A 20234-nucleotide genomic window follows, 5' to 3' on the forward strand; every position below is an offset into this window, starting at 1 on the left:
AGAAACACTGTTTTCGATCGGAGGGCAGCCTGATTGGCGGCCAGGTAAAAGCGGGGCACCTCGGTTTGGCACGATGCCAAAAATCGCTCTCCGCCACCGCCGTCCACCCTCCCCCGCATCCCGCCACCCCACGAAGAGACTTCCGATCTGCTCGCGATGGCTCCGAGTGCCCGATACTGACCCGCAGGTAGGTTCAAAGCGCGGACGTGCAACCACCGATACCGACATTCGCTGATCGTGGCCGTATGAAGCGGACGGTCCTTGCGTCTCGAACGCAGTGCATATCTCCTAAGTTGTTGATATTTATTGTTGCGGCAGGTGCTCCCACTACGTTTTGTTCACGGACGTTTCACCCAATTCGTTGCGATTTCGTTGTCGCGTTCTCAGGTAGAACGGAAGTAACGCCTTAGTCAAAATGGCTGATGCACAAACATCCCACTCGCACAATTAGTCCCGGCTGATCCCGGAATCGAAAAGATTTCGTACGATCTGGCGCCTTCGCATAAATCAAAGCGGTTGAACTCGACAAGAGCAGTTGACACCAACATCTCGGTATAAGGAGTACGCTGCCTCATCAGACGCGAGAAGCACGACAATCTTGGTCGGTGCAGCCCATTAAGAGGAAGTTTGGACTAGATCCAGCTCGCGGGAGCTAGCTAGACCTAACCGCACCTCAACGATCGCTTTGCGCTAGAGGGTCGATAAGTCTCTCCGACCCTCCTGAAGCCCGAGTCGGGAGCCCGCCTCGGATCTACTTCTTCCCTACGGTCTTAGCTCGCAGCGGCGCGCGGCTCAATTCGTTGCCTGCGGCAATTGTCTTTTGCAGCAACCGCACCAGTTCGTTCGCCTCGTTCGAATTCAGACCACGCAACATAATCTTCTGGGCCGACCGGACAGCCGGCTCGATCCTTTGGAGTATACTGCGTCCCTCGTCCGTGATGACCAGTTCGCGAACACGCCGATCTCTCTCAGTCGTGCGGCGAAGTACAAGCCCCTTTTGCGCTAGCCGATCGATAACACCCATGATGGTGGTGCGGTCATAGGCGATCAATGCAGCGAGCGTCACCTGATCTATCCCAGGCGATTTTTTGATCGCAGTCAGGGCCGCATATTGAACGGGCGTAAGATCAAAGCCGGCTTTCTCAACCTCGGCATGAAATACCGCGACCGCGACCTGCTGGAACCGGCGGGCAAGGTGTCCTGGTTTGTTAAGGTTATCGCTCATCTGTATACCAAAGCTCCACTTGACACGTATACTGATCATCAGCATGCTGATCAAGTGCGACGTGACGATCCGGCCAGCATAGTGCTCCGGCGCAACGCCACAACAGTGCACTTATCGTACTGTCGACGAAGACGACGAACGGCTACCTGATCCTGGGAGGATCCATGCAGTTTCATCTCAACGGCTTTGAGCCCGGTGATCCGCATATCTCTGACCGGGCGCAGCGTGATGACGCTGCAGGAAGTTCTGGCACTGTTCCTGCCGAGGTCGACGTTTTGATCATCGGATGCGGTCCGGCCGGATTGACGCTGGCAGCCCAATTATCCAAATTCGCGGACATCAAGACCTGCATCGTCGAACAAAAGCCCGGGCCCCTGCTGCGAGGCCAGGCGGATGGAATCGCTTGCCGCACGATGGAAATGTTCGAGGCATTTGAATTCAGCGAGCGCGTGTTGAAGGAAGCCTGCTGGATCAACGAGACGGTGTTCTGGAAGCCCGATGAGGTGCAGCCGGAGAACATTGTCCGCAGCGGACGCGTGCAAGATACCGAGGACGGTTTGTCGGAATTTCCGCATGTGGTGCTGAACCAGGCGCGCATTCATGATTTCTACCTGGACATTATGCGCAATTCCCCAACGGAATTGAGACCGTTCTACAGCCGGCGCCTGATCGATCTTGCGGTCGACGGTACGACCCCCAAGGACACGACACCGCAGTATCCGGTGACCGCCCGCCTCGAGTGGCTGATGCCCAATCAGGAACGGAAGACCGAGACGATCAAGGCGCGTTATCTGGTCGGCTGCGACGGCGCGCGCAGCACCGTGCGTAGATCGATCGGACGCACTCTGCACGGCGACTCGGCAAATCACGCCTGGGGCGTCATGGATCTTCTGGCCGTCACCGACTTTCCGGACGTCCGCTTCAAATCGCTGATCCAGTCCGACCAACACGGCAGCATGCTGATCATCCCGAGAGAAGGCGGCTATCTGTTTCGCTTGTATATCGAGATGGACAAACTTCACCACGGCGAACGCGTATCGGACCGCAAAATCACATCCGACGACCTCATCGCGGCGGCGCAGCGGATATTCAAGCCGTACACGTTGGACGTGAAGGAAGTCCCCTGGTGGTCGGTCTACGAAATCGGCCAACGCCTGTGCGACAAGTTCGACGATGTGCCTGATGGAGACAGCACGCGCCTGCCCCGCGTGTTCATCGCCGGCGACGCCTGTCACACCCACAGCCCAAAAGCGGGTCAAGGCATGAACGTCTCCATGCAGGATGGCTTCAATCTCGGCTGGAAGCTGGCTTCGGTGTTGCGCAAGCGATCCGCGCCCGCACTTCTGCATTCCTACTCCGCGGAGCGCCATGAAATTGCGAAAGAATTGATCGACTTCGATCGTGAATGGGCGCAGGTCATCAGTTCGGCTTCAAGAGCAGATGCGAAACCAGACGACGCATCCAAGCAATTCGATCCCGCCGAGACACAAAGATATTTCGTGCAACACGGGCGTTACACCGCGGGAACCGCCGCACATTACCGCCCCTCGCTTCTCACCGCCGAACCCACTTATCAACACCTGGCCTCGGGACTGACGATTGGGATGCGCTTTCATTCCGCGCCGGTGATCCGTGTCGCGGACGCGAAACCGATTCATCTTGGGCACACCATCAAAGCGGATGGGCGCTGGCGCATCTTTGCATTCGCCGGATTTCAGGATTCGGCGATGCCCGGCTCAGCCATTTGCGCCCTTTGCGAGTTCCTCGCCAGTGCCGAGGCGTCTCCTCTGAGACGATACACGCCGACAGATGACGACATCGATTCCGTCATCGATGTGCGGGCCGTCTTCCAGCAACGCCACGGCGACCTCGCCATCGAAGCCATGCCGCACCTTCTGCTGCCAAGCAAAGGACGCTATCGATTGCGGGATTACGAGAAGATCTTCTGCGCAGACAGCAGCGGTGATCGCGATATCTTCACGATGCGAGGCATTGACCGCGACCAGGGCTGCATGGTCGTTGTTCGTCCCGATCAATATATCGCCAACGTTCTTCCGTTGAACGGCCACGCTCAACTCGCTGCATACTTCGAGCGAATTTTGATATGGCCGTGTTGAACAACAGGGCTTGAGACCCTACGGACTAGAAATTGCGGTCCCTGCCTGATCGACTGCCGCCACGGCATCGCCGATGATAAACGACATCAAATCGCGTCCAACCAGAAGCGGCCCGGCATAAAGGGTACGGGGCCTCATCACGCGTGAAGGCACAGCAACTTCGATCGGTCAGCTCCATCAGGAGAAAATTCGGACCAACTCCAGCCAGTGGAGCCAGCTAGATCTAAACGCGCCTCAACGACCGCTTTGCGCGAGAAGCGGTCACTAAACTAATGGGCCCAATGATCGCTAATCCTCTATCGCTATTGCGCCAGCAAACCACTCTCATCCATCGCGATGCGCTTGCGGACGGCGCGGCGCAATCCGACTCGGTTCTCTGCGTCATTTCGAATTTGATCCGAAAGGCTTCAGGGTCACGCCAGCGTACTCCAGTCGCTCTCGCAGGTGACGCGCGGTTGCAACAGCGTGAACGGAATCGCCATGGACGCAGATTGAGCAGATCGGCGTTGGCAGACGCTTCCCGCGCGCGGTAATGACCGCGCCCGTCTCAACCATCTCGAGCACCCGCGCGGCCGCTAGCTCAGCGTCGTCGATCATCGCGCCCGGCAGGCTGCGCGAAATCAACTGCCCTGTTTCGGTGTAGCCGCGGTCGGCGTAGATTTCCTGATAAACGTCAAGACCTGCTGCATCGCCGGCAGCGACCAGTTCGGTAAGCGCTACCGCCAGCAAAGCAAGGCCGGGGTCAACCGCGCGTACCGCTCGGACCACCGCATCAGCGATATCGCGCTCCTCGCAGGCAATATTGCCGAGAGCACCGTGGGTCTTCACGTAAGTGATGCGATGACCGGCATAGGCGGCGAGTGCCGCGGCGGCGCCGATCTGGTAAGCGACAAGCCGCTCGATCTCGCCGATCGAGAACGGCAGACGGCGGCGACCAAAGCCCCAGAGATCAGGAAATCCGGGATGGGCGCCGACAGCGACGCCGCGCTCGCGCGCGATGGCGAAGGTCCGCGCCATGATCTCGGGATCGCCGGCATGAAGACCGCATGCCACATTGGCTGACGTGACGATCGAGAGCATGGCGTCATCGTCGCCACAACGATAAGTGCCAAAACCTTCGCCGAGATCGGAGTTCAGATCGACGGATGGCATTGTAGCCTCCTTATTTCATTACGCGGGGCTCATGGCGGCGCTACATCAGCCAGACCTTCTCGAGAATCCCTGCGGCATGCGAAAGACGACAGTTTCGAGGGAGCATGAAACCGAGGACAATCGACAAGTCGGGAGGCATCGACCAACGCCGATGCCTCCTCGTACTATATCATCAGACGTTCATCGGCCACACCGGCTCGGCCATCGCCACTGCCGTGGGAAAGATCGTGACGAACGTTCCACCGACATACTGAACCAGTACCGGATCGGCATCGGCGTTCTGCCCGTCAGCGCCGAACTTGACGCGTTTCTACGGCATGATGGTGCGCTCACCCGGGATATCTGTCTCCGCCAGAGCCTCCCGAATCTTCTCGCCATCGGTCGATTTGGCACGGTTGATCGCGTCGGCGAGCACGAGCAGCCCCATCAGTTCACGCGAAGTACTATCGTTCAGGTCACGGTTGGAGCGCGCCTTGTACATATCATTGACTTTCAGGACACTCGGTCGCTTCTGTGCCATATCAAGCGAGAAGCTCGCACGCGAGATGAGGCCGGCCACCTTGCTTCCCATCGCGTCGAGAAACGCCTTGTCAGAAAAGCCGCTCGCCTGGGCCACGATATTCCTGGGCTTATAGCCGAGTTCGCCCATCGTCCTCATCAAGAGGATTGCATCGGTGGTGTAGCTCGAGGGCAGCAGCACATCCGGATCTGCGGATTTAAGCTGCTGCACTTCGGCGGTGAGCGATGGTGAATTGGCTTTGTACTTGAGGTCGACGACGAGCTTGTAGCCGCGCTCCGCGGCCAGCTTGCGTTGGGTATTTGACGAATCGGTACCGAAGATCGTGTCCTCGAAAAGCAGGCCGACGGTTTCGACCTTCTTGCCCTTCGCCTTCTGAGCATCGAGAAAATCGAACATCGCGGCCGAAAACATTTCATCCTGCGCAGCCGGGCGGAAGAAAAATTTGAGGCCGCGGCGCGCCAGACTTGGCGATGAGGAGTCGGCGCACAGGAACGGCAAGCCATAGCGTTCGGCGATGGCGCTGACAGTGGAGGAAACCGACGACAGATAACACCCGATCAGAGCGCACACTTTATCCTGAGTAATCAGGCGTTCGGCTTCCGCCCGCCCCTTCTGGGGATCGGACTGATGGTCGGCGAAGATCAGCTTGATCTTGGCGTTATCCAGCCCGGCGAGACCGGCATTCTTTGCCATCGGCAAATCGAGATCGTAGGAATTGTTGACGATATCTGCCGCCGTTTCCATCGCGTGGCGCGCATCAATACCGATCTGCGCGTTCGCGCCGGACATCGGGAATAAGACCCCGATGACAATCTCCGGACTCGTTTGAGCAAGGACAGGTCGGGCCAGACCCGACATGGCAGCGAAGGACAGAACGGACGCACCACTCTTAAGCAACTGCCTGCGATTCAATTGACTGCTCCTCTGTGTGATGTTTGCGATGGTGTCGTCACGCGTCATGTTCTTGCCGCGCGTGTATTCTGGTCAGGCGGCAAGGTCAGCGCTGAATCCCGAACGCCGATCGGCGGCCAGTTCGCGCAACACCTTGGCAACCGCCGTGATGTTCGCAATCTCAAGATCCCGTAGCGGCGGACGGACCGAGCCACCATCGAAACCACGCAGGTTCATGGCAGCCTTGGTCGTCTGCGGCTGCCCGAATTCTCGCGCCAGAGCCCGGAAGGGATACCAAAGCCGATGCAGATCGCGCGCCACCGCTGCATCGCCGGCTTCGAGCGCCCGATAGGCGGCCAGAATGAGCTCCGGCAGCGCGCAGCTGTTGGTCGAGCTGATACCGTCGAAGCCGCACATCATCGGACCAAGGAAAGCGAGATCGGAAGCGCAGAACAGACGGATACGACCGCCGATCCGATTGGCAATCTGATCGATCGCTGTGGGAGACAGATCCCCCTGCTTCACGCCGACGACGCCGGGAATCTCGGCGAGTTGCTCCAGCGTCGATGGCGACAGGGTGATACCGATGCCGGGTGCGTTGTAGACCAGCACGCCGGTTCGCGAGAGCGGGACCATGTCGCGGAAAAACGCCACGATCTGCGCATCCGTGACTTCCGAAACGAACGGCGGCGTCACCATCGGCAGACCACCAAGGTCGCCGCCAAGCGCCGTCAACTCACGGACGACGCGGACGTCGGATCCGGCGCTGCACAGCATGACAGGAACCCGGTCGCCGACAATGTCCATCACGCGCCGGAACAGATCGGCCCGCTCCTCGGCCGACATGGCCGGAAACTCGCCATAGGTGCCGCCGATCAGAATGCCGTCGAAGCCGAGGCTGATGACCCGCTCGATATTCCGGGCCAGGCCCACATAGTCGAACGCACCATCAGCCTTGAATGGCGTGACGGTGATGTTGAATAGTCCGCGCAACCGCGCATGACACTCAGTGATATCTTCCATAATTCCTGTCCTTCCGAATGTTGAATTGTTGTGGTGTCAGCCGGGGATGCGGAGGATCGGACGATCGATCGCGCTGAGCGCACGGCAGCCGGTTTCGGTGACCACCACCGTCTCGCTGACGCCGACTGTGAACTGACCGAAGACGCGCAGCGCTACCGGGATGTGGAACGCCATCCCCGGCCGCAGCTCCGTGGTGACGCCCGTATAGAGGCTGAGGATGCCGCCCTCGCCCCAATCGGGCGCGAAGGCGATGCCGATGCTGTAGCCCGCGCGCTTCTTGAAGTTGTCGGTATAGCCGGCACGGTCGATCACTTGCTGGCAAGCGATATGCGGCGCCTCGCACAGCGCACCGGGACGGATCGCCTCGATCGCCGCCTGAAGTCCCTCCTGACAGGTTTTCTCCATGTCGACCGCCACTTGCGGCATCGCCCCGACCCAGGCGCAGCGCATCAAGGCGGCGTGATAGCGATCGTGGCTGCTGGCCATTTCGAGGAAGACAGGCTCGTTCATCCCCAGTCTGCCGCGGCGCCAGGTGCCGTGCGGTACGCCCGAGCGCCGGCCGGCGGAGACCAGCGGCTCCATGCCGACATATTCGGACCCCGCCGAGATCGCCGCACCTACCATGGCCGCGACGAAATCATTCTCGCTCGCACCCGCTTTCACCGCCGCAAGCCCAGCGCGCATGCCGGCTTCGACGTAAGAGGCCGCCGCCGCAATCTTCTCGATTTCGGCAGTCGACTTCACGATCCGGAGCTGCTCAATGATCCCGGCGCCGTCATGGAATGCGCCAAGCTTATCCTGCAGCGACTCATAGGTGGCAATCGGAAGGAACCAGCCGCGCTTGTCGATCGCAAGGCGTTTCGACGACCAGCCGCGCGCCTTGATGACGTTGACCAGGAAGTTCACCGGCTGATCGCCGTCCTGATAGATTTCCGCGTTCGCGATGAAGGTGTTTGCGGTGAAGTTGAAATATTCGAGCTGCCGGACGACGAATGCGGGTTTGCCCTCCACCGGCAACACCAGCGCCTGGAAAGTGTAGTAGCCTGGCGTTTGTTGCCCGGTGAGATAGAAGATATTCTCTGGCCCGGTCACGACCATGACGTCGATGCCCGCCGCAGCCAGAAGTTTGCGCGCGCGCGCAATCCGCTGGTCGTATTCCGCTTTCGGGAAAGCTGATTCCGAGCCCTGCCGAATGCCGTTGTTATCCATAGCTGCCGTCTCCGATGAGGTGGGTGGCTGCAGTGTCGAAAGCGACACCGAGGCCAAATGCATGGTCCGTGTACACGGTCCCTGCCATGTACGAGACGCCCGAGACGGGATCGTTGATGAGCCCGTCAGCGCCGTAGAGCTCCGCAAAGGCAGGTGACGTCGCGCAGGCCACGTGCAGCGCTGCGGCGGTCGCGGCACCGCCTTCGTTCATCTGGCCGATCATAAAAGGGATGCCCGCATCTGACAGCCGCCGCGCCGCAGCCACGGTCGGCGCAATGCCACCAAGCTTTACCAGTTTGAGATGCGCAAAAACCCGACCGCCATAAGTGCAGATTCGCGCGATATCATCCGGCGTGGCGACGCTTTCGTCGAGCATCACCGGCAACGGACTTCGATCGGCAAGCAAATCGACGGCCGCCCAGGCTCCGGGTGGAACGGGCTGCTCGACATAAGCGAGGTCGTAGACGGCCAGCGCGTCGAGCTTCTCAAGTGCTTCCTCCGCCGACCAGCGCCCGTTTGCATCCGCGGCAATCTTGACCTGCGTGCCGAAACGCTCACGCAGCATCGCGATCCGGCGCAGGTCCTCGGCGAAATCAGCGGCGGCGACCCGAACCTTGAGATCCCTGAAGCCACGATCGACATAGGTTTGTGCCTGCGCAAGGAATTCGTCGAACGGCGACCAGAACAATGTCTGGTTGGTCTCGTGGACCACCTTCTGCGAGGAGGCGCCGAGCCAGGCGGCCACGGTCAGGTGTTCGCGGCGCGCAACGAAATCATGCAGCGCGCAGTCGATCAACGTGCGCACCGGAGCGATCAAGGGCTCTCCCCAATCTGCCATCGTCGCAAGCAGCTCGACCGGATCGCGCGTCCAGTCCACGGCGCTCATCGCCGCAACAGCGCATTCCACCACGGTGCCTTCAGCGAAGCCGTTGAGATAGACGATGTTGGCCCGCACTTCGCCGATACCGATCGTCTCGCCATCGTCGAGCCGCAGATAAATTTCTTTCAGATACGGAATGCTGCCGGACGACGCCGTGTGTAGCACGAGGCCACCGCTATAATGCAGATCAGTCGAGTGCAGCGAGACACGCACCAGCTCAAGCTCCGTTCTGCAACATGGCTTTCGCCACATCGCGATAGATCAAGCTGGCGGCGACGAACTCATCCACCGGTACGAACTCATCGGGCTTGTGGGCAACGGCGAGATCACCCGGGCCGATCACTGTTCCCTGCGCGCCGATGCTGCGAAAATGCACGAGATCGCAGCCACCCTGGAAACCGAAGGGGCCTGGCTTGGCCGCACCATGGGCCCGGCTTGCGGCGAGGCTCGCTTGCACGATTGGAGTGTCCAGGGCCGTCTCCGTCGCACCGCCGGTCGTTGCGTTGTAACCGATGATCTCGGCACGCACGCCAAAGCGTTCACGGGCGAGCGCGAGCAAGTCGCCGATTTCACGCTTGACCGCCTCTTCGTCCTCGCCCGGCACCATCCGGCGATCAAGCAGAAGATCGCAAGCGCCGGGCAGCACATTATCCGCATGACCGCCATTCATGCGGGTCACCGTCAGGCTTGCCGCTCCCACGAGAGGATGGGTGCGATGACGCACAACGCCTTCATGATGTTCGGCAACAAGACCCAGAAGTTCACCGGCACGGTAGATCGCGTTCTCCCCGAGATGCGGCGTACCGGAATGCGCCGACACGCCGTGCACCCGCACGAGTGGGCGCAGACTTCCCTTATGCGCGGTGAAGATTGCATTGGAGGTGGGCTCGCCGATAACGGCAGCGTCGATCTTCGGAGCACTGGCGGCATAGAACTTGGCGCCTTCGCTGGCGATCTCCTCGTCGGCAACGAAGACGCCTAACAGAGTGCCCGACCAAGCCGCGCGATCCGCAGCGAGCATGCGCATGGCCTCCAGCATCGCCGCAAGCGGGCCCTTGCAGTCGCACGCGCCGCGACCGTAGAGCCGCCCATCCGCCTCCTTCAGGGCAAAGGGGTCGGACGACCAGCCATCGCCCACCGGTACGACGTCAATATGGGTGTTGAAGGCAAAAACCGGGCCGGCGCCGTTCTCGAGCCGCGCGATGACGTTGATCCGCGCCGGCTTGTACTCCTGCAGCGCGACTTCAAATCCCTCAGTCGTCAGCAGACCGCGCAGAAATTGCGCGGCGCGCGCTTCGTTGCCGGGAGGGTTTTGCGTGTCGATCGCGACGAGGCTCGCCAGTTCGCGCTTCATGCGGGCGGCATCGGGGGACAAGGGCATTCAACGGACTCCGAACATGTGCTCAGTGAAGGATCTGATCGAGGAACCGACGCGCCCGATCATTGACCGTCCCGCCGAAGAACTGATCGCTCGACGCGCTTTCGATGATCTCGCCCTGCTCCATGAAGACGATCCTGTCGGCGGCGCGGCGCGCGAACCCCATCTCATGAGTCACAACGATACTCGTCATACCCTCCGCGTTCAGCTCGGCCATGACGTCGAGAACTTCGCGGATCATTTCGGGATCGAGTGCGGATGTCGGCTCATCGTAGAGCATCAACTTGGGACGCATGGCGAGCGCGCGGGCGATGGCGACACGCTGCTGCTGACCACCGGACAACTCGTCGGGGAAGGCATCCGCTTTTTCCGGAATCTGGACTTTCCGCAACAGATCAACGGCAATGTCGTGAGCATCGGCAGAGCTGACGCCAAGGATCTTCACTGGCGCAAGCATCACATTTTCGACCGCAGAAAGATGGGCAAACAGCTCGAAATTCTGGAACACCATGCCTATCTGCTGGCGCAACAGATGCGCCTTCTTGCGTTCGCGCGTGATATTCTCACCGGCGAAGAAAATATCACCGCTGTCGACCGGCTCCAGCAGATTTATCGAACGCAGCAGCGTCGACTTCCCGGAACCGGACGGACCGATGACGACAACGGTCTCCTTCGCTGCAACCGTCATGCTGCAAGTCTTCAGGACCTGCACAGATCCGAAGCTCTTGTTGATGCCGACGATCTCAAGAAAATGCTCCACGACCATTACCTGCGCCTATCGAACAGCGAACGATTTCGATGTCCCGAGCATGCGCTCGGTTAGCGAAACCCGCCGCATGCGCTGACGCTTCTTGGGATCGAGCGCCGTCTCGATCAGTATCTGCAGGCCCATAAACGCCGTGGTCATCGCGAGATAGTAGATGCCGGCCGCGGTCAGCGCCTCGAAGTAGCGGAAGTCGGCGCTCGCGGTCTGGTTCGCTACCAGTAACAATTCTTCGACGGCGATCACCGAGACCAGCGCGCTGAGCTTCAGCATACCTATCATCTGGTTACCGATCGGCGGCAAGACGATTCGTGCCGCCTGCGGAACGACGACATAGCGCATCATCTGGCTGCCGGTCATGCCGAGCGCGAGGCCGGCAGTACGTTGGCCCTTCTTCACTGCCTGCAGACCCGACCGCAAGATTTCCGCCATGTACGCGCCCTCATTCAAGGACAGCGCCAGCACGGCACACACGAATGCCGACAGCTTGATGCCGAACGACGGCAGCACGTTGTAGATGAAGATGACCTGGAACAGCACCGGCGTGCCGCGAAACAGCCACAGGTAAAAAAACGTTACGACATGTCCCGCGCGCGTCCGGCCTTCCTGGATCAGCGCGAGCACGAGACCGATCATGACGCCGAAGAACAGCGAGGTCGCCGTCAGCAGCAGGGTCATCCCGGCGCCGTGAACGAAGCTTGGTGAAACGAGATAGTGCCAGACGAGTTCGATTGACACGACAACGCCCCCTCAGTTGAGCAGCGACACGGAGGCAGGAAATTTCCAGGTCTCGATCAGCGTCTTGTAAGTGCCGTCGGCGACGATCTCCTTGAGCGCGGCCTCGATGGCCGCTTTCATCGCCGTGTCGCCCTTGCGCACTGCGATGCCGATCAGGGTATTCGCCTCGAACTCAGCCCCGACCACGGTGTAGACGCCCGGCACTTTGTCCATCAGTTCGACGGCGCCTGGCGTGGCGTTAAACAGCGCGTCGGCGCGCCCCTGCCGCAGCGTCAACGCCGAATCCTGCGCAGTAGGCAGCGTCATCACGGTGACGCCTGCGAGCCCGCCATCGCGGCATCGCTTGTCGTCCTGCCGCGCGTAGCTCTCCTGTATGCCACCGAGCGTGACGGCGATGGTCTTGCCGCACAGGGAGTTATCGCGCCCCGTGATCTTTCCGGGATTGGCCGCCTGAACGACGACCAAGGTGCCGATCTTCAGATAGGGGATGAAGTCGACCTGAGCAGCGCGTTGCTCATTGATGTACATGGCCGAATTGATGAGATCGATGCGCGCGCCCTGAAGCGCGGGGATCAGGCCCTTGAACTCCATGTTCATCGGCTTCGCCTCGGCGCCAAGCTTTTTGCTCAACGCACCGATCATATCGATGTCGAAGCCCGTCAGCTTGCCGTCCTTCTGATATTCGAACGGCGCGAAGGTGGCGGCGACGCCGTAGGTCAGCGCTGCTTTTTCCACGAGAGTAGCGGCAGAGAGGTCGGCGGCCATGACCTGCCTGGAAAGCAAAGCCGGGCCGACCAGGCAGAGCAGCAATATTTCGCAGACAATGCGCAAGCGTGGCATGGTGGCACCTGTGCTTTGATTGTTTTATTGATACATAACGTACAATCAATGCCCCCAGCTTCGTCAAGCCTCATCGACAGGCAACTCAAGCCTAAGCTTTTATCACCCAGATATTGCTTGGAACATGCGATGGTCATATTGTATTGAATGAAACGTACCGTACTTTAGCTATGAACCTTCGAAACCTCCGCTAAAATGGCGCCTTCCTCCCGTCAGAGCAGCTTCCACCTGGCCAATCAGCTTCTGGACGTCATCCGCGACGCCAAGCTGGAGCCTGGCCATCATCTGCGCGAGCAGCAGCTCGCCGACCTTGTCGGCGTTTCGCGAACCCCGATCCGCTCGGCGCTCAACCTTCTTGCCGAGCGCGGTATCGTCGATACGCGGAAGAACCACGGATATTTCCTGCGCAAGCCGTTCGACTCATTGCATCGCATTGAGATCGAGGTTCCTTCGACGGCAGACGAGAAACTCTATCAGCGGCTGGTGCGTGATCGTCTGGATAACGCCGTTCCAAATTCCATGACCCAGAGCGAAATCGCGCGTCGCTACGACGTCGACCGTGTAGCGCTGACGCGCACCCTGTCGCGACTTGCCGAGGACGGTTTGATCGCGAAGAATAAGGGACACGGATGGACCTTCCTTCCCACCTTCGATTCCCTCGTCTCGTTGCGAGGCAGCTACGAATTTCGGCTCACGCTCGAACCGGCCTGCTTCCTGCTACCGACTTTCAAGCCGGATCTGGCCGCCATCGAACGAATACGCTTACAACATTTGTATCTCATCTCGCATCCTGACATCGCCTCCGTCAGCAGTGCGCAACTGTTCGAGACAGATGCAGCGTTTCACGAAATGTGCGCTGAATTCAGTGGCAACGCTTTCTTCGTTCAAGCGGTCCAGCACCAGAACCGGCTGAGGCGGCTGCTGGAATTCGGCAGCTACACGAACAGCCGCCGCGTCCAGGACTGGTGCCGTGAGCACGTCGCAATCATCGAGGCGATTGCAACAGAAGATTTCAGCCAAGCCTCCGCCAAAATGCGTCTGCATCTCGAACAGGCATTGGCCACAGCGCCAAGCACGCACAAAAAGGGAAACTGACGATCATCGAAGCGATGCGCGCCGCCGAACGGGACGGGCATGGCACCGTGACACTGGACAACCGGATGCTCGATCTCGCCAATGTGAGAATGGTCGAGCGCATCCTTCGCTTTGCGTCATAAAGGACAGGCCCTGTCCGCTGGTGCTTGCTTCTCGCAAGCACACGTTGCTGCATCGTTGGATGGCTCACAACAGCTCGTCGAGGACGAGAGTTGACAGCGGTGCTGTCAGGCGCGGCGTCATCTCGCGTACTAGGTCGGCGGAATGCGGGTCATACGCGCCCCCATGGAATCGCAAAGGGATCGAATGACAGCTTTGCGCCACAAGCGACCATGCTTACGTTATTCCAAGCCAAGATAAGCCGCTTTTACTTTGGGATCTGACAGCAATTGCGATGCGGGTCCGGCATGGACAATATGGCCGGTTTCAATCACATAACCGCGGTCAGCGATTTCGAGCGCTGCCATGGCATTTTGCTCAACAAGCAGTACGGTCATGCCGAGGCTGCGTAACGAAACAATGGCCGCCAGTATCTGATCAACAAGCAGGGGTGACAGACCGAGCGAAGGTTCATCTAGCAGCAGCAGCTTCGGTCTCCCCATCAAAGCGCGACCGATGGCCAGCATCTGCTGCTGCCCCCCTGACAGGCCCCCTGCTATTTGATTTCGCTTCTCGGCTAGAATTGGAAACATGCCGAAGATCCTGTCGCGATCTTCGGCGATGTCCTTGTCGCGCCGCAGATAGGCACCGAGTCGCAGGTTATCCTCCACGGTGAGCGGGCCGAATATCTGCCGCCCCTCTGGCGACTGGAGAATGCCGCGCGCCACGCGGCGATGGGCGGGCAAGCCATCGATGCGTTCACCAAGAAACGTCACTTGACCGTCGCTGATCGGCTGAACTCCGGATAGCGCGTGCAGCAGCGTCGTCTTTCCGGCGCCGTTCGAACCGATCAGCGCAACAACTTCGCCGGTCTGCACGTCGAGACTGATGCCCTTAAGGACTTCGATACGTCCATAGCGACTACGAAGATTGGAGATCTCAAGCACGGGCAGCCTCCCGTGCGCCATGTTTGCCGAGATAGGCTTCAAGCACGGCTGGATTAGCGCGGACCTCGCCCGGACTACCTTCAATGAGCGGCCGTCCCCGCTCCAGCGCCAGAATTCGATCAGAGATCTTCATCACCAGCTTCATGTCATGCTCGACCAGCACCACGGCGATTCCTTTCGCCGCCACCCGGCAGATCAGCCGGTCGATCTCCTCGGTCTCCACTGAATTGCAGCCTGCCGCCGGCTCGTCGAGCAATAACACACGCGGCTCGGCAGCCAGCGCGCGTGCGATCTCAAGGCGCTTGCAGGCCCCATAGGATAGCGCTCCAGCCGGCGTATCCGCATGGTCCCGTAAGCCGACCTCATTCAGGAAAGCAAGCGCAGCCGCGCGGGTCTCCTTGTTCTGGCGCGTCACCGATGGCAGCCGCAACAGATCCGCGAACAGGTTGCACTTTTCCTGCAGATGACGGCCGACCATGACATTCTCCGCTGCGGTCATGCGCTGGAATATCTGCAGGTTCTGAAATGTTCTGGACAGGCCCCGCGCCGCCAGCGCATCGGGTTCGAGGCGAGTGACATCCTGACCTGCCAGTTCGATACGACCCTGACTGGCCTCGTAGATGCCGGAGATCACATTGAACAATGTGGTCTTGCCGGCACCATTCGGCCCGATGATGGAGAATATCTGACCAGCCTCCACCGAGAAGCCGACGCCGTCGATGGCCTTGAGACCTCCGAATGAGATGCCGATGTCGCTGACTTTGAGAATGGTCATGCGCGCCGCCCCGTCATGAATTTCGACAGCACGGGCACGATGCCCTCGCGCATGAAGATCATCGAGACGATGATGATGAAACCCAACATCAGGTTCTCGTATTCCTGGAACACGGTAAGCACCTGCGGCAGCATGATCAACACGGCCGCCCCGACGATACTGCCCAGCACCGAGCCGAGGCCGCCGAGGACGACCATGGTCACGAGTTCGATGGAATGCAGGAAGCCGGCCTGATCCGGATTGACGAAGCCGTTCATCAGCGCGAGCGCAGAGCCCGCCAGTGAGGCGTAGACCGCTGCAATGACGAAGGCCTGCAGCTTGAAACGATTGACGTTGATGCCGGTCACCCTTGCAGCGATCTCGCTGTCATGCAGCGCCCGAAATGCGCGTCCGGTCGGCGTCTCATCGAGATTGAGTGCGATCCATGTACCTGCGAGCAGCAGTCCGCCTGTGATCCAGTACCAGGTATCGGAGCCGCTGGCGCGCCAGCCGAACAGCGTGAGTTTCATCACCGACATACCATCCGGACCTCCGGTCCAGCGGCTTTCTGTGGTGATGACCAGTGCCACCAGCACCCCGAATCCGAGCGTTGCGATAGCGAGATAGTGCCCCTTCAGACGAAGGATCGGGCGGCCGACAAGGAAGGCCAGCAGCGCCGACAGCAGGCAGCCGAGCAGCAGCGCCGCCAGCGACGAGATGCCGAGATGCGTCGGGCCGATCGCCACCGCATAGGCGCCGATCCCGAAAAAACCGGCATGGCCGAGGCTGACCTGCCCGGCCTTGCCCATCAGGATATTCAGGCCGATCGCCGCGAAGGCAGAGACCCAGACCAATGACGCGACCCGGAAATAATAGCTCGACGGAAATGCCAGCGGCAGAACGGCGATGACGATCGCCAGCACCAGCAGAATTCCATAGCGGTGACGCAGGGCTGCAAGCATCGCTCAGACCCTCTCGATGGTACGGCGGCCGAACAGCCCCTGTGGCGCGGCGAACAGCACGGCGAGGATCACGATGAAGGCAAACGCATCCTTGTAGGTTGAGCTGATGTAGCCGGCGCCGAACGCTTCGAGCAACCCGAGCAGCAGCCCGCCAGCAACAGCACCGAGCGGATTGCCCATGCCGCCGAGCATGGCTGCGGCAAAGCCCTTCAGCGCCAGCAACGTGCCGACATCGTAGCTCGTCAGGGTAATCGGCGTGATCAGGATGCCGGCAACACCACCGATGGCGGCCGAGCCGCCGAAAGCCAACGCCATGATGGTCGTGGTGTTGATGCCGACAAGCCGTGCGGCGAACCGATTGGCCGATGTGGCGAGCACAGCCTTGCCGAGCAGGGTGCGTTCGAGAAAGACGTAGAGCAGCAGGACCATCACGGCGGTGCCGCCAATCACCCAGAAGCTCTGCGGCTGAACCGCGGCGCCCAGCATCTGCACCGGCGTATCGCCGGAGAATGCCGGCAGCTTGTGAAACTGCTTGTCGAAAACGATCTGCGCCGCACCGCGCAGCAGGATCGACGCACCGATGGTGATGATGATCAGCGACACGGCCGACGCACCGCGGGCCGGCGCGATTGCGAGCCAGTACAGCGACAGGCCAAGGACGACCGACACGATGACCGCGACCAGCGCCGCAAGCGGCAGCGGCACACCGGCCGCATGAACGAACACCGTGACCATTCCGCCCAGCATGACGAACTCGCCTTGGGCGAAGTTCACCACGTCGGAGGCATTGTAGACCAGGGTAAAGCCAAGTGCGACCAGGGCGTAGACGGCGCCGATCGTCAGGCCCGAGACCAGGAATTGAAAAAACTCGGGCATGCGTGCCAACGGCCTTTCATTGCCACTACAATCTGTTCTGCGTGGAGCGAGAGTGATTGATCTCCGCGGACGACGATATGTGTCGCGGAGATCGCCGTTTGTGACGTCAGGTACCGGGTGGCAACAGGGCCCAGTCGCCGCCCTTCACTTCCAGCATGCGGAAGGCGGATAGATCGAGGCCCAGATGGTCAGTCGGAGACATGGTCACGATGCCACCGGTACCGACAAAGCCCTTGGTCTTCTCGATTTCGTCGCGCACTTTCTTGGCGTCAGTGGAGTTGGCGCGCTTCATCGCCTCAACCATGATGTACAACCCATCATATGCATGACCACCAAAGGTCGAGACCGGTTGCTTGGCCGTCGCCTCGAATGTCTGCTTGTAGTCGACCACGACCTTCTTCTGCGGGTCGCCGTCCGGCAGCTTGTCGCCGACCAGAAGCGCCGCGGCCGGAAGCCGTACGCCTTCCGCAGCTGGACCGGCGAGTTCGATGAAACTCTTCGATGCCACGCCATGGCTCTGATACAGCGGGGTCGCCGACATGCCGAGCTGCGCATAGTTGCGCGTCACGATCGCGGGCCCTTGTCCGAAACCGGGATTAACCACGGCCTGCACCCCGGCAACACCCTTGATCTTGGTGAGCTGCGCCGTCATGTCGCTGTCGCGCGGGCCATAGGTTTCCTCGGCGACGATCTGCACGCCATAGGTCGGGGCGACCTTGACGCATTGCGCCCGCATCGAAGCGCCGAAACCGTCGGTGCCGGAGATCATCGCGATCTTGGTAAAATTGCGCTGCTTGAGATTTTCGAAGATCTTCTCGCACGCCATTTTGTCTGTGTGCGGCGTCTTGAAGATGAACTTGCGCACGGGATCGACCACTTCGATCGCACCCGCCAGCGAAATAAACGGGACCTGCGCCTCTTCGAACACCGGCACCATCGCCATGGTGGTGCCCGTGGTGGAGCCTCCGACCATCGCGACCACCTTGTCGTCCTCGATCAGACGGGTGGCGAATGTGCGCGCCTTGTTGGCATCGCCGCCGTCGTCATAGATCACGAGTTCGATCTTCTTGCCGGCCACGCCGCCAGCGGCGTTGATCTTGTCGACATACATGCGCAGCGTTTTGTCTTCGGGTTCGCCGAGAAACGACGCGGGACCTGTAACCGACAACACTGACCCGATTTTGACAATCTGCTGTGCGAGCGCCGGACTGTAGATGGACAATCCCGACAGCGGCAGCGCGATGGCTGCGGCAATAGCAAGGCTCTTGAAATGCGAGTGGCACGTCATCTCGTTTCCTCCCCTGTGATGGCCGCCCATTTTTGAGCGTGCCCGGCGCTTTGCGTGCATCCTAGCGGCCAAACCGCGCGCGATGGCACCAAATCCCGGGTCGACTTTTATAATTGACCGGACGGTTGGTCAATAGTAACGTCTGCTTCACAACGGCGCAGAGCCGAAAAATAACGACGAAGCAACAATAGGGAGGAAGCGGTGGATACGAGCCTCGTCACGACCGATATCCGCGAAGGCTATCGCGTTCTCACGCTCAACAGGCCGGACCGGTTGAACTCGTTCAGCGCTGCAATGCATGCCGAACTGATGGCGGCGCTGGTGACTGCGGAAACCGACACGTCTTGCCGGGCCATCATTCTGACTGGCGCCGGCCGCGGCTTCTGTGCTGGGCAGGACCTCTCCGACGGCGTGTTCACGCCGGGTGAAACACCGGATCTCTCGGTCACCATTGCGACCTATTACAATCCGCTGGTTCGCAAATTGCGCAGCCTGCCGATGCCAGCGATCTGTGCCGTCAACGGCGTCGCGGCCGGCGCGGGCGCCAATGTGGCCTTCGCCTGCGACATCGTGATCGCCGCGCGCTCCGCGAAATTCATTCAGGCCTTTGCCAAGCTCGGCCTCGTCCCGGATGCTGGCGGCACGTGGATCCTGCCGAGACTGGTGGGCACCGCGCGGGCCCGCGCGCTTGCACTGCTCGCCGAACCCGTTCCCGCGGACCAGGCGGAAGCCTGGGGCATGATCTGGAAATCGGTCGATGACGCCGACCTGATGACCGAGGCGCATCGTCTCGCCACGCATTTTGCGACCCAACCCACGGCAGGACTTGCGCTGATGAAACGGGCGCTCGATGCCTCCGAGACCAACAGTCTCGACCAGCAACTCGACCTCGAATGCGATCTGCAGGGAGAGGCCGGCCGGACGCCGGATTATCTCGAAGGCGTCACCGCCTTTATGGAAAAGCGCGCACCGCGCTTTGTCGGGAGGCAGTGATGGAGTCGCGTGAGGCAGCAGCCGAGACCGCGGCGCAGACCATGGCCCAGGCCTGTGCCGACACGATGTGGCACGATGATCGCGCCAGCAAGGCACTGGGCATGTCGATCCAGCGGGTCGCGCCCGGCGAAGCTGTACTGACTATGAGCGTGCGGCTCGACATGACCAATGGCCACGATATCTGCCACGGCGGCTTCATCTTTACCCTCGCCGACTCGGCCTTCGCCTTCGCTTGCAACAGCTACAATCAGCGCGCTGTCGCGCAACAATGCGCCGTGACCTTTATCCGCGCTGTTGCTGCCGGCGAGACGCTCACCGCCCACGCCATCGAACGCTCGAAGGCCGGGCGTGGTGGCATCTACGATGTCACGGTGCGTGACAGCAATAATATCGTCGTTGCCGAATTCCGCGGCCACTCGCGCACCATTTCGGGCGAGTTGGTGCCGCCGAATTCCACCCTAGCTCAATAAAAAGCCGATCCGGG

Annotated in this window: 18 protein-coding genes and 1 pseudogene; 4 read left to right on the top strand and 15 right to left on the bottom strand. The window is 60.4% G+C overall.

The features are described from left to right. Window positions 1-751: 751 nt before the first annotated feature. Window positions 752-1225 (bottom strand): MarR family winged helix-turn-helix transcriptional regulator, encoded by a 474-nt coding sequence (locus BLW80_RS04240; RefSeq protein WP_093757339.1) that lies wholly within the window; start codon window positions 1223-1225, stop codon window positions 752-754. A gap of 164 nt (window positions 1226-1389) precedes the next feature. Between BLW80_RS04240 and BLW80_RS04245 the strand changes: the two genes are divergently transcribed. Beyond that, window positions 1390-3342, top strand: a complete 1953-nt coding sequence (locus BLW80_RS04245; RefSeq protein ID WP_093756929.1) for an FAD-binding monooxygenase — start codon at window positions 1390-1392, stop codon at window positions 3340-3342. Between the two features lie 381 nt (window positions 3343-3723). On the opposite strand, the gene BLW80_RS04250 is transcribed toward BLW80_RS04245, so the two are convergent. The 9 genes and pseudogenes from BLW80_RS04250 to BLW80_RS04290 all read right to left on the bottom strand — a co-directional run bounded on the left by BLW80_RS04250 (window position 3724) and on the right by BLW80_RS04290 (window position 12736). Beyond that, window positions 3724-4494 (bottom strand): LamB/YcsF family protein, encoded by a 771-nt coding sequence (locus BLW80_RS04250; protein WP_093756930.1) that lies wholly within the window; start codon window positions 4492-4494, stop codon window positions 3724-3726. Window positions 4495-4666: 172 nt separating this feature from the next. Further along, window positions 4667-5872: pseudogene (locus tag BLW80_RS04255) on the bottom strand (ABC transporter substrate-binding protein). Between the two features lie 126 nt (window positions 5873-5998). After that, the gene (locus BLW80_RS04260) at window positions 5999-6928 is read right to left on the bottom strand and encodes a dihydrodipicolinate synthase family protein (protein WP_093756931.1); all 930 of its coding nucleotides are present in this window, start codon (window positions 6926-6928) and stop codon (window positions 5999-6001) included. A 36-nt stretch (window positions 6929-6964) separates the two neighbouring features. Then, on the bottom strand, window positions 6965-8137 hold the full coding sequence (locus BLW80_RS04265; RefSeq protein ID WP_093756932.1) for a M24 family metallopeptidase: 1173 nt from the start codon (window positions 8135-8137) through the stop codon (window positions 6965-6967). After that, the gene (locus tag BLW80_RS04270; protein ID WP_093756933.1) at window positions 8130-9230 is read right to left on the bottom strand and encodes a mandelate racemase/muconate lactonizing enzyme family protein; all 1101 of its coding nucleotides are present in this window, start codon (window positions 9228-9230) and stop codon (window positions 8130-8132) included. Before BLW80_RS04270 ends, BLW80_RS04265 begins: the two co-directional genes overlap by 8 nt. Before the next feature lie 4 nt (window positions 9231-9234). Then, a complete protein-coding gene (locus BLW80_RS04275) occupies window positions 9235-10398 on the bottom strand; it encodes a M20 family metallopeptidase (RefSeq protein ID WP_093756934.1) in 1164 nt (387 codons plus the stop codon). Window positions 10399-10420: 22 nt separating this feature from the next. Next, a complete protein-coding gene (locus BLW80_RS04280) occupies window positions 10421-11161 on the bottom strand; it encodes an amino acid ABC transporter ATP-binding protein (protein ID WP_093756935.1) in 741 nt (246 codons plus the stop codon). 9 nt (window positions 11162-11170) lie between these two features. Beyond that, window positions 11171-11896, bottom strand: a complete 726-nt coding sequence (locus BLW80_RS04285) for an amino acid ABC transporter permease (RefSeq protein WP_093756936.1) — start codon at window positions 11894-11896, stop codon at window positions 11171-11173. Between the two features lie 12 nt (window positions 11897-11908). Beyond that, a complete protein-coding gene (locus tag BLW80_RS04290; protein ID WP_244527941.1) occupies window positions 11909-12736 on the bottom strand; it encodes an ABC transporter substrate-binding protein in 828 nt (275 codons plus the stop codon). A gap of 195 nt (window positions 12737-12931) precedes the next feature. Here BLW80_RS04290 and BLW80_RS04295 point away from each other — a divergent pair, with 195 nt between their 5' ends. Continuing rightward, entirely contained in the window at window positions 12932-13831 is a 900-nt protein-coding gene (locus BLW80_RS04295; protein WP_093756937.1) for a GntR family transcriptional regulator, read from the top strand. 341 nt (window positions 13832-14172) lie between these two features. Here BLW80_RS04295 and BLW80_RS04300 read toward each other — a convergent pair whose 3' ends face one another. The 5 genes from BLW80_RS04300 to BLW80_RS04320 form a co-directional block, all read right to left on the bottom strand. Further along, entirely contained in the window at window positions 14173-14877 is a 705-nt protein-coding gene (locus BLW80_RS04300; protein WP_093757341.1) for an ABC transporter ATP-binding protein, read from the bottom strand. Continuing rightward, window positions 14870-15652, bottom strand: coding sequence for an ABC transporter ATP-binding protein (locus BLW80_RS04305; protein ID WP_093756938.1), 783 nt, complete (start codon window positions 15650-15652; stop codon window positions 14870-14872). Before BLW80_RS04305 ends, BLW80_RS04300 begins: the two co-directional genes overlap by 8 nt. Then, entirely contained in the window at window positions 15649-16593 is a 945-nt protein-coding gene (locus tag BLW80_RS04310; protein WP_093756939.1) for a branched-chain amino acid ABC transporter permease, read from the bottom strand. The genes BLW80_RS04305 and BLW80_RS04310 overlap by 4 nt, the downstream gene beginning before the upstream one ends. A gap of 3 nt (window positions 16594-16596) precedes the next feature. Continuing rightward, a complete protein-coding gene (locus BLW80_RS04315; protein WP_068734804.1) occupies window positions 16597-17469 on the bottom strand; it encodes a branched-chain amino acid ABC transporter permease in 873 nt (290 codons plus the stop codon). Between the two features lie 106 nt (window positions 17470-17575). Beyond that, window positions 17576-18757: an ABC transporter substrate-binding protein gene (locus BLW80_RS04320; RefSeq protein ID WP_093756940.1), complete on the bottom strand. Its 1182-nt coding sequence runs from the start codon at window positions 18755-18757 to the stop codon at window positions 17576-17578. Between the two features lie 201 nt (window positions 18758-18958). On the opposite strand from BLW80_RS04320, the gene paaG reads away from it, so the two are divergent. Both paaG and paaI read left to right on the top strand, forming a co-directional pair. Beyond that, window positions 18959-19750, top strand: coding sequence for a 2-(1,2-epoxy-1,2-dihydrophenyl)acetyl-CoA isomerase PaaG (gene paaG, locus BLW80_RS04325; protein WP_093756941.1), 792 nt, complete (start codon window positions 18959-18961; stop codon window positions 19748-19750). Then, window positions 19750-20220, top strand: coding sequence for a hydroxyphenylacetyl-CoA thioesterase PaaI (gene paaI, locus BLW80_RS04330; protein WP_093756942.1), 471 nt, complete (start codon window positions 19750-19752; stop codon window positions 20218-20220). Before paaG ends, paaI begins: the two co-directional genes overlap by 1 nt. Window positions 20221-20234 lie beyond the last annotated feature (14 nt).

The sequence above is a fragment of the Tardiphaga sp. OK245 genome (genome assembly GCF_900108575.1).
Taxonomy (GTDB): domain Bacteria; phylum Pseudomonadota; class Alphaproteobacteria; order Rhizobiales; family Xanthobacteraceae; genus Tardiphaga; species Tardiphaga robiniae.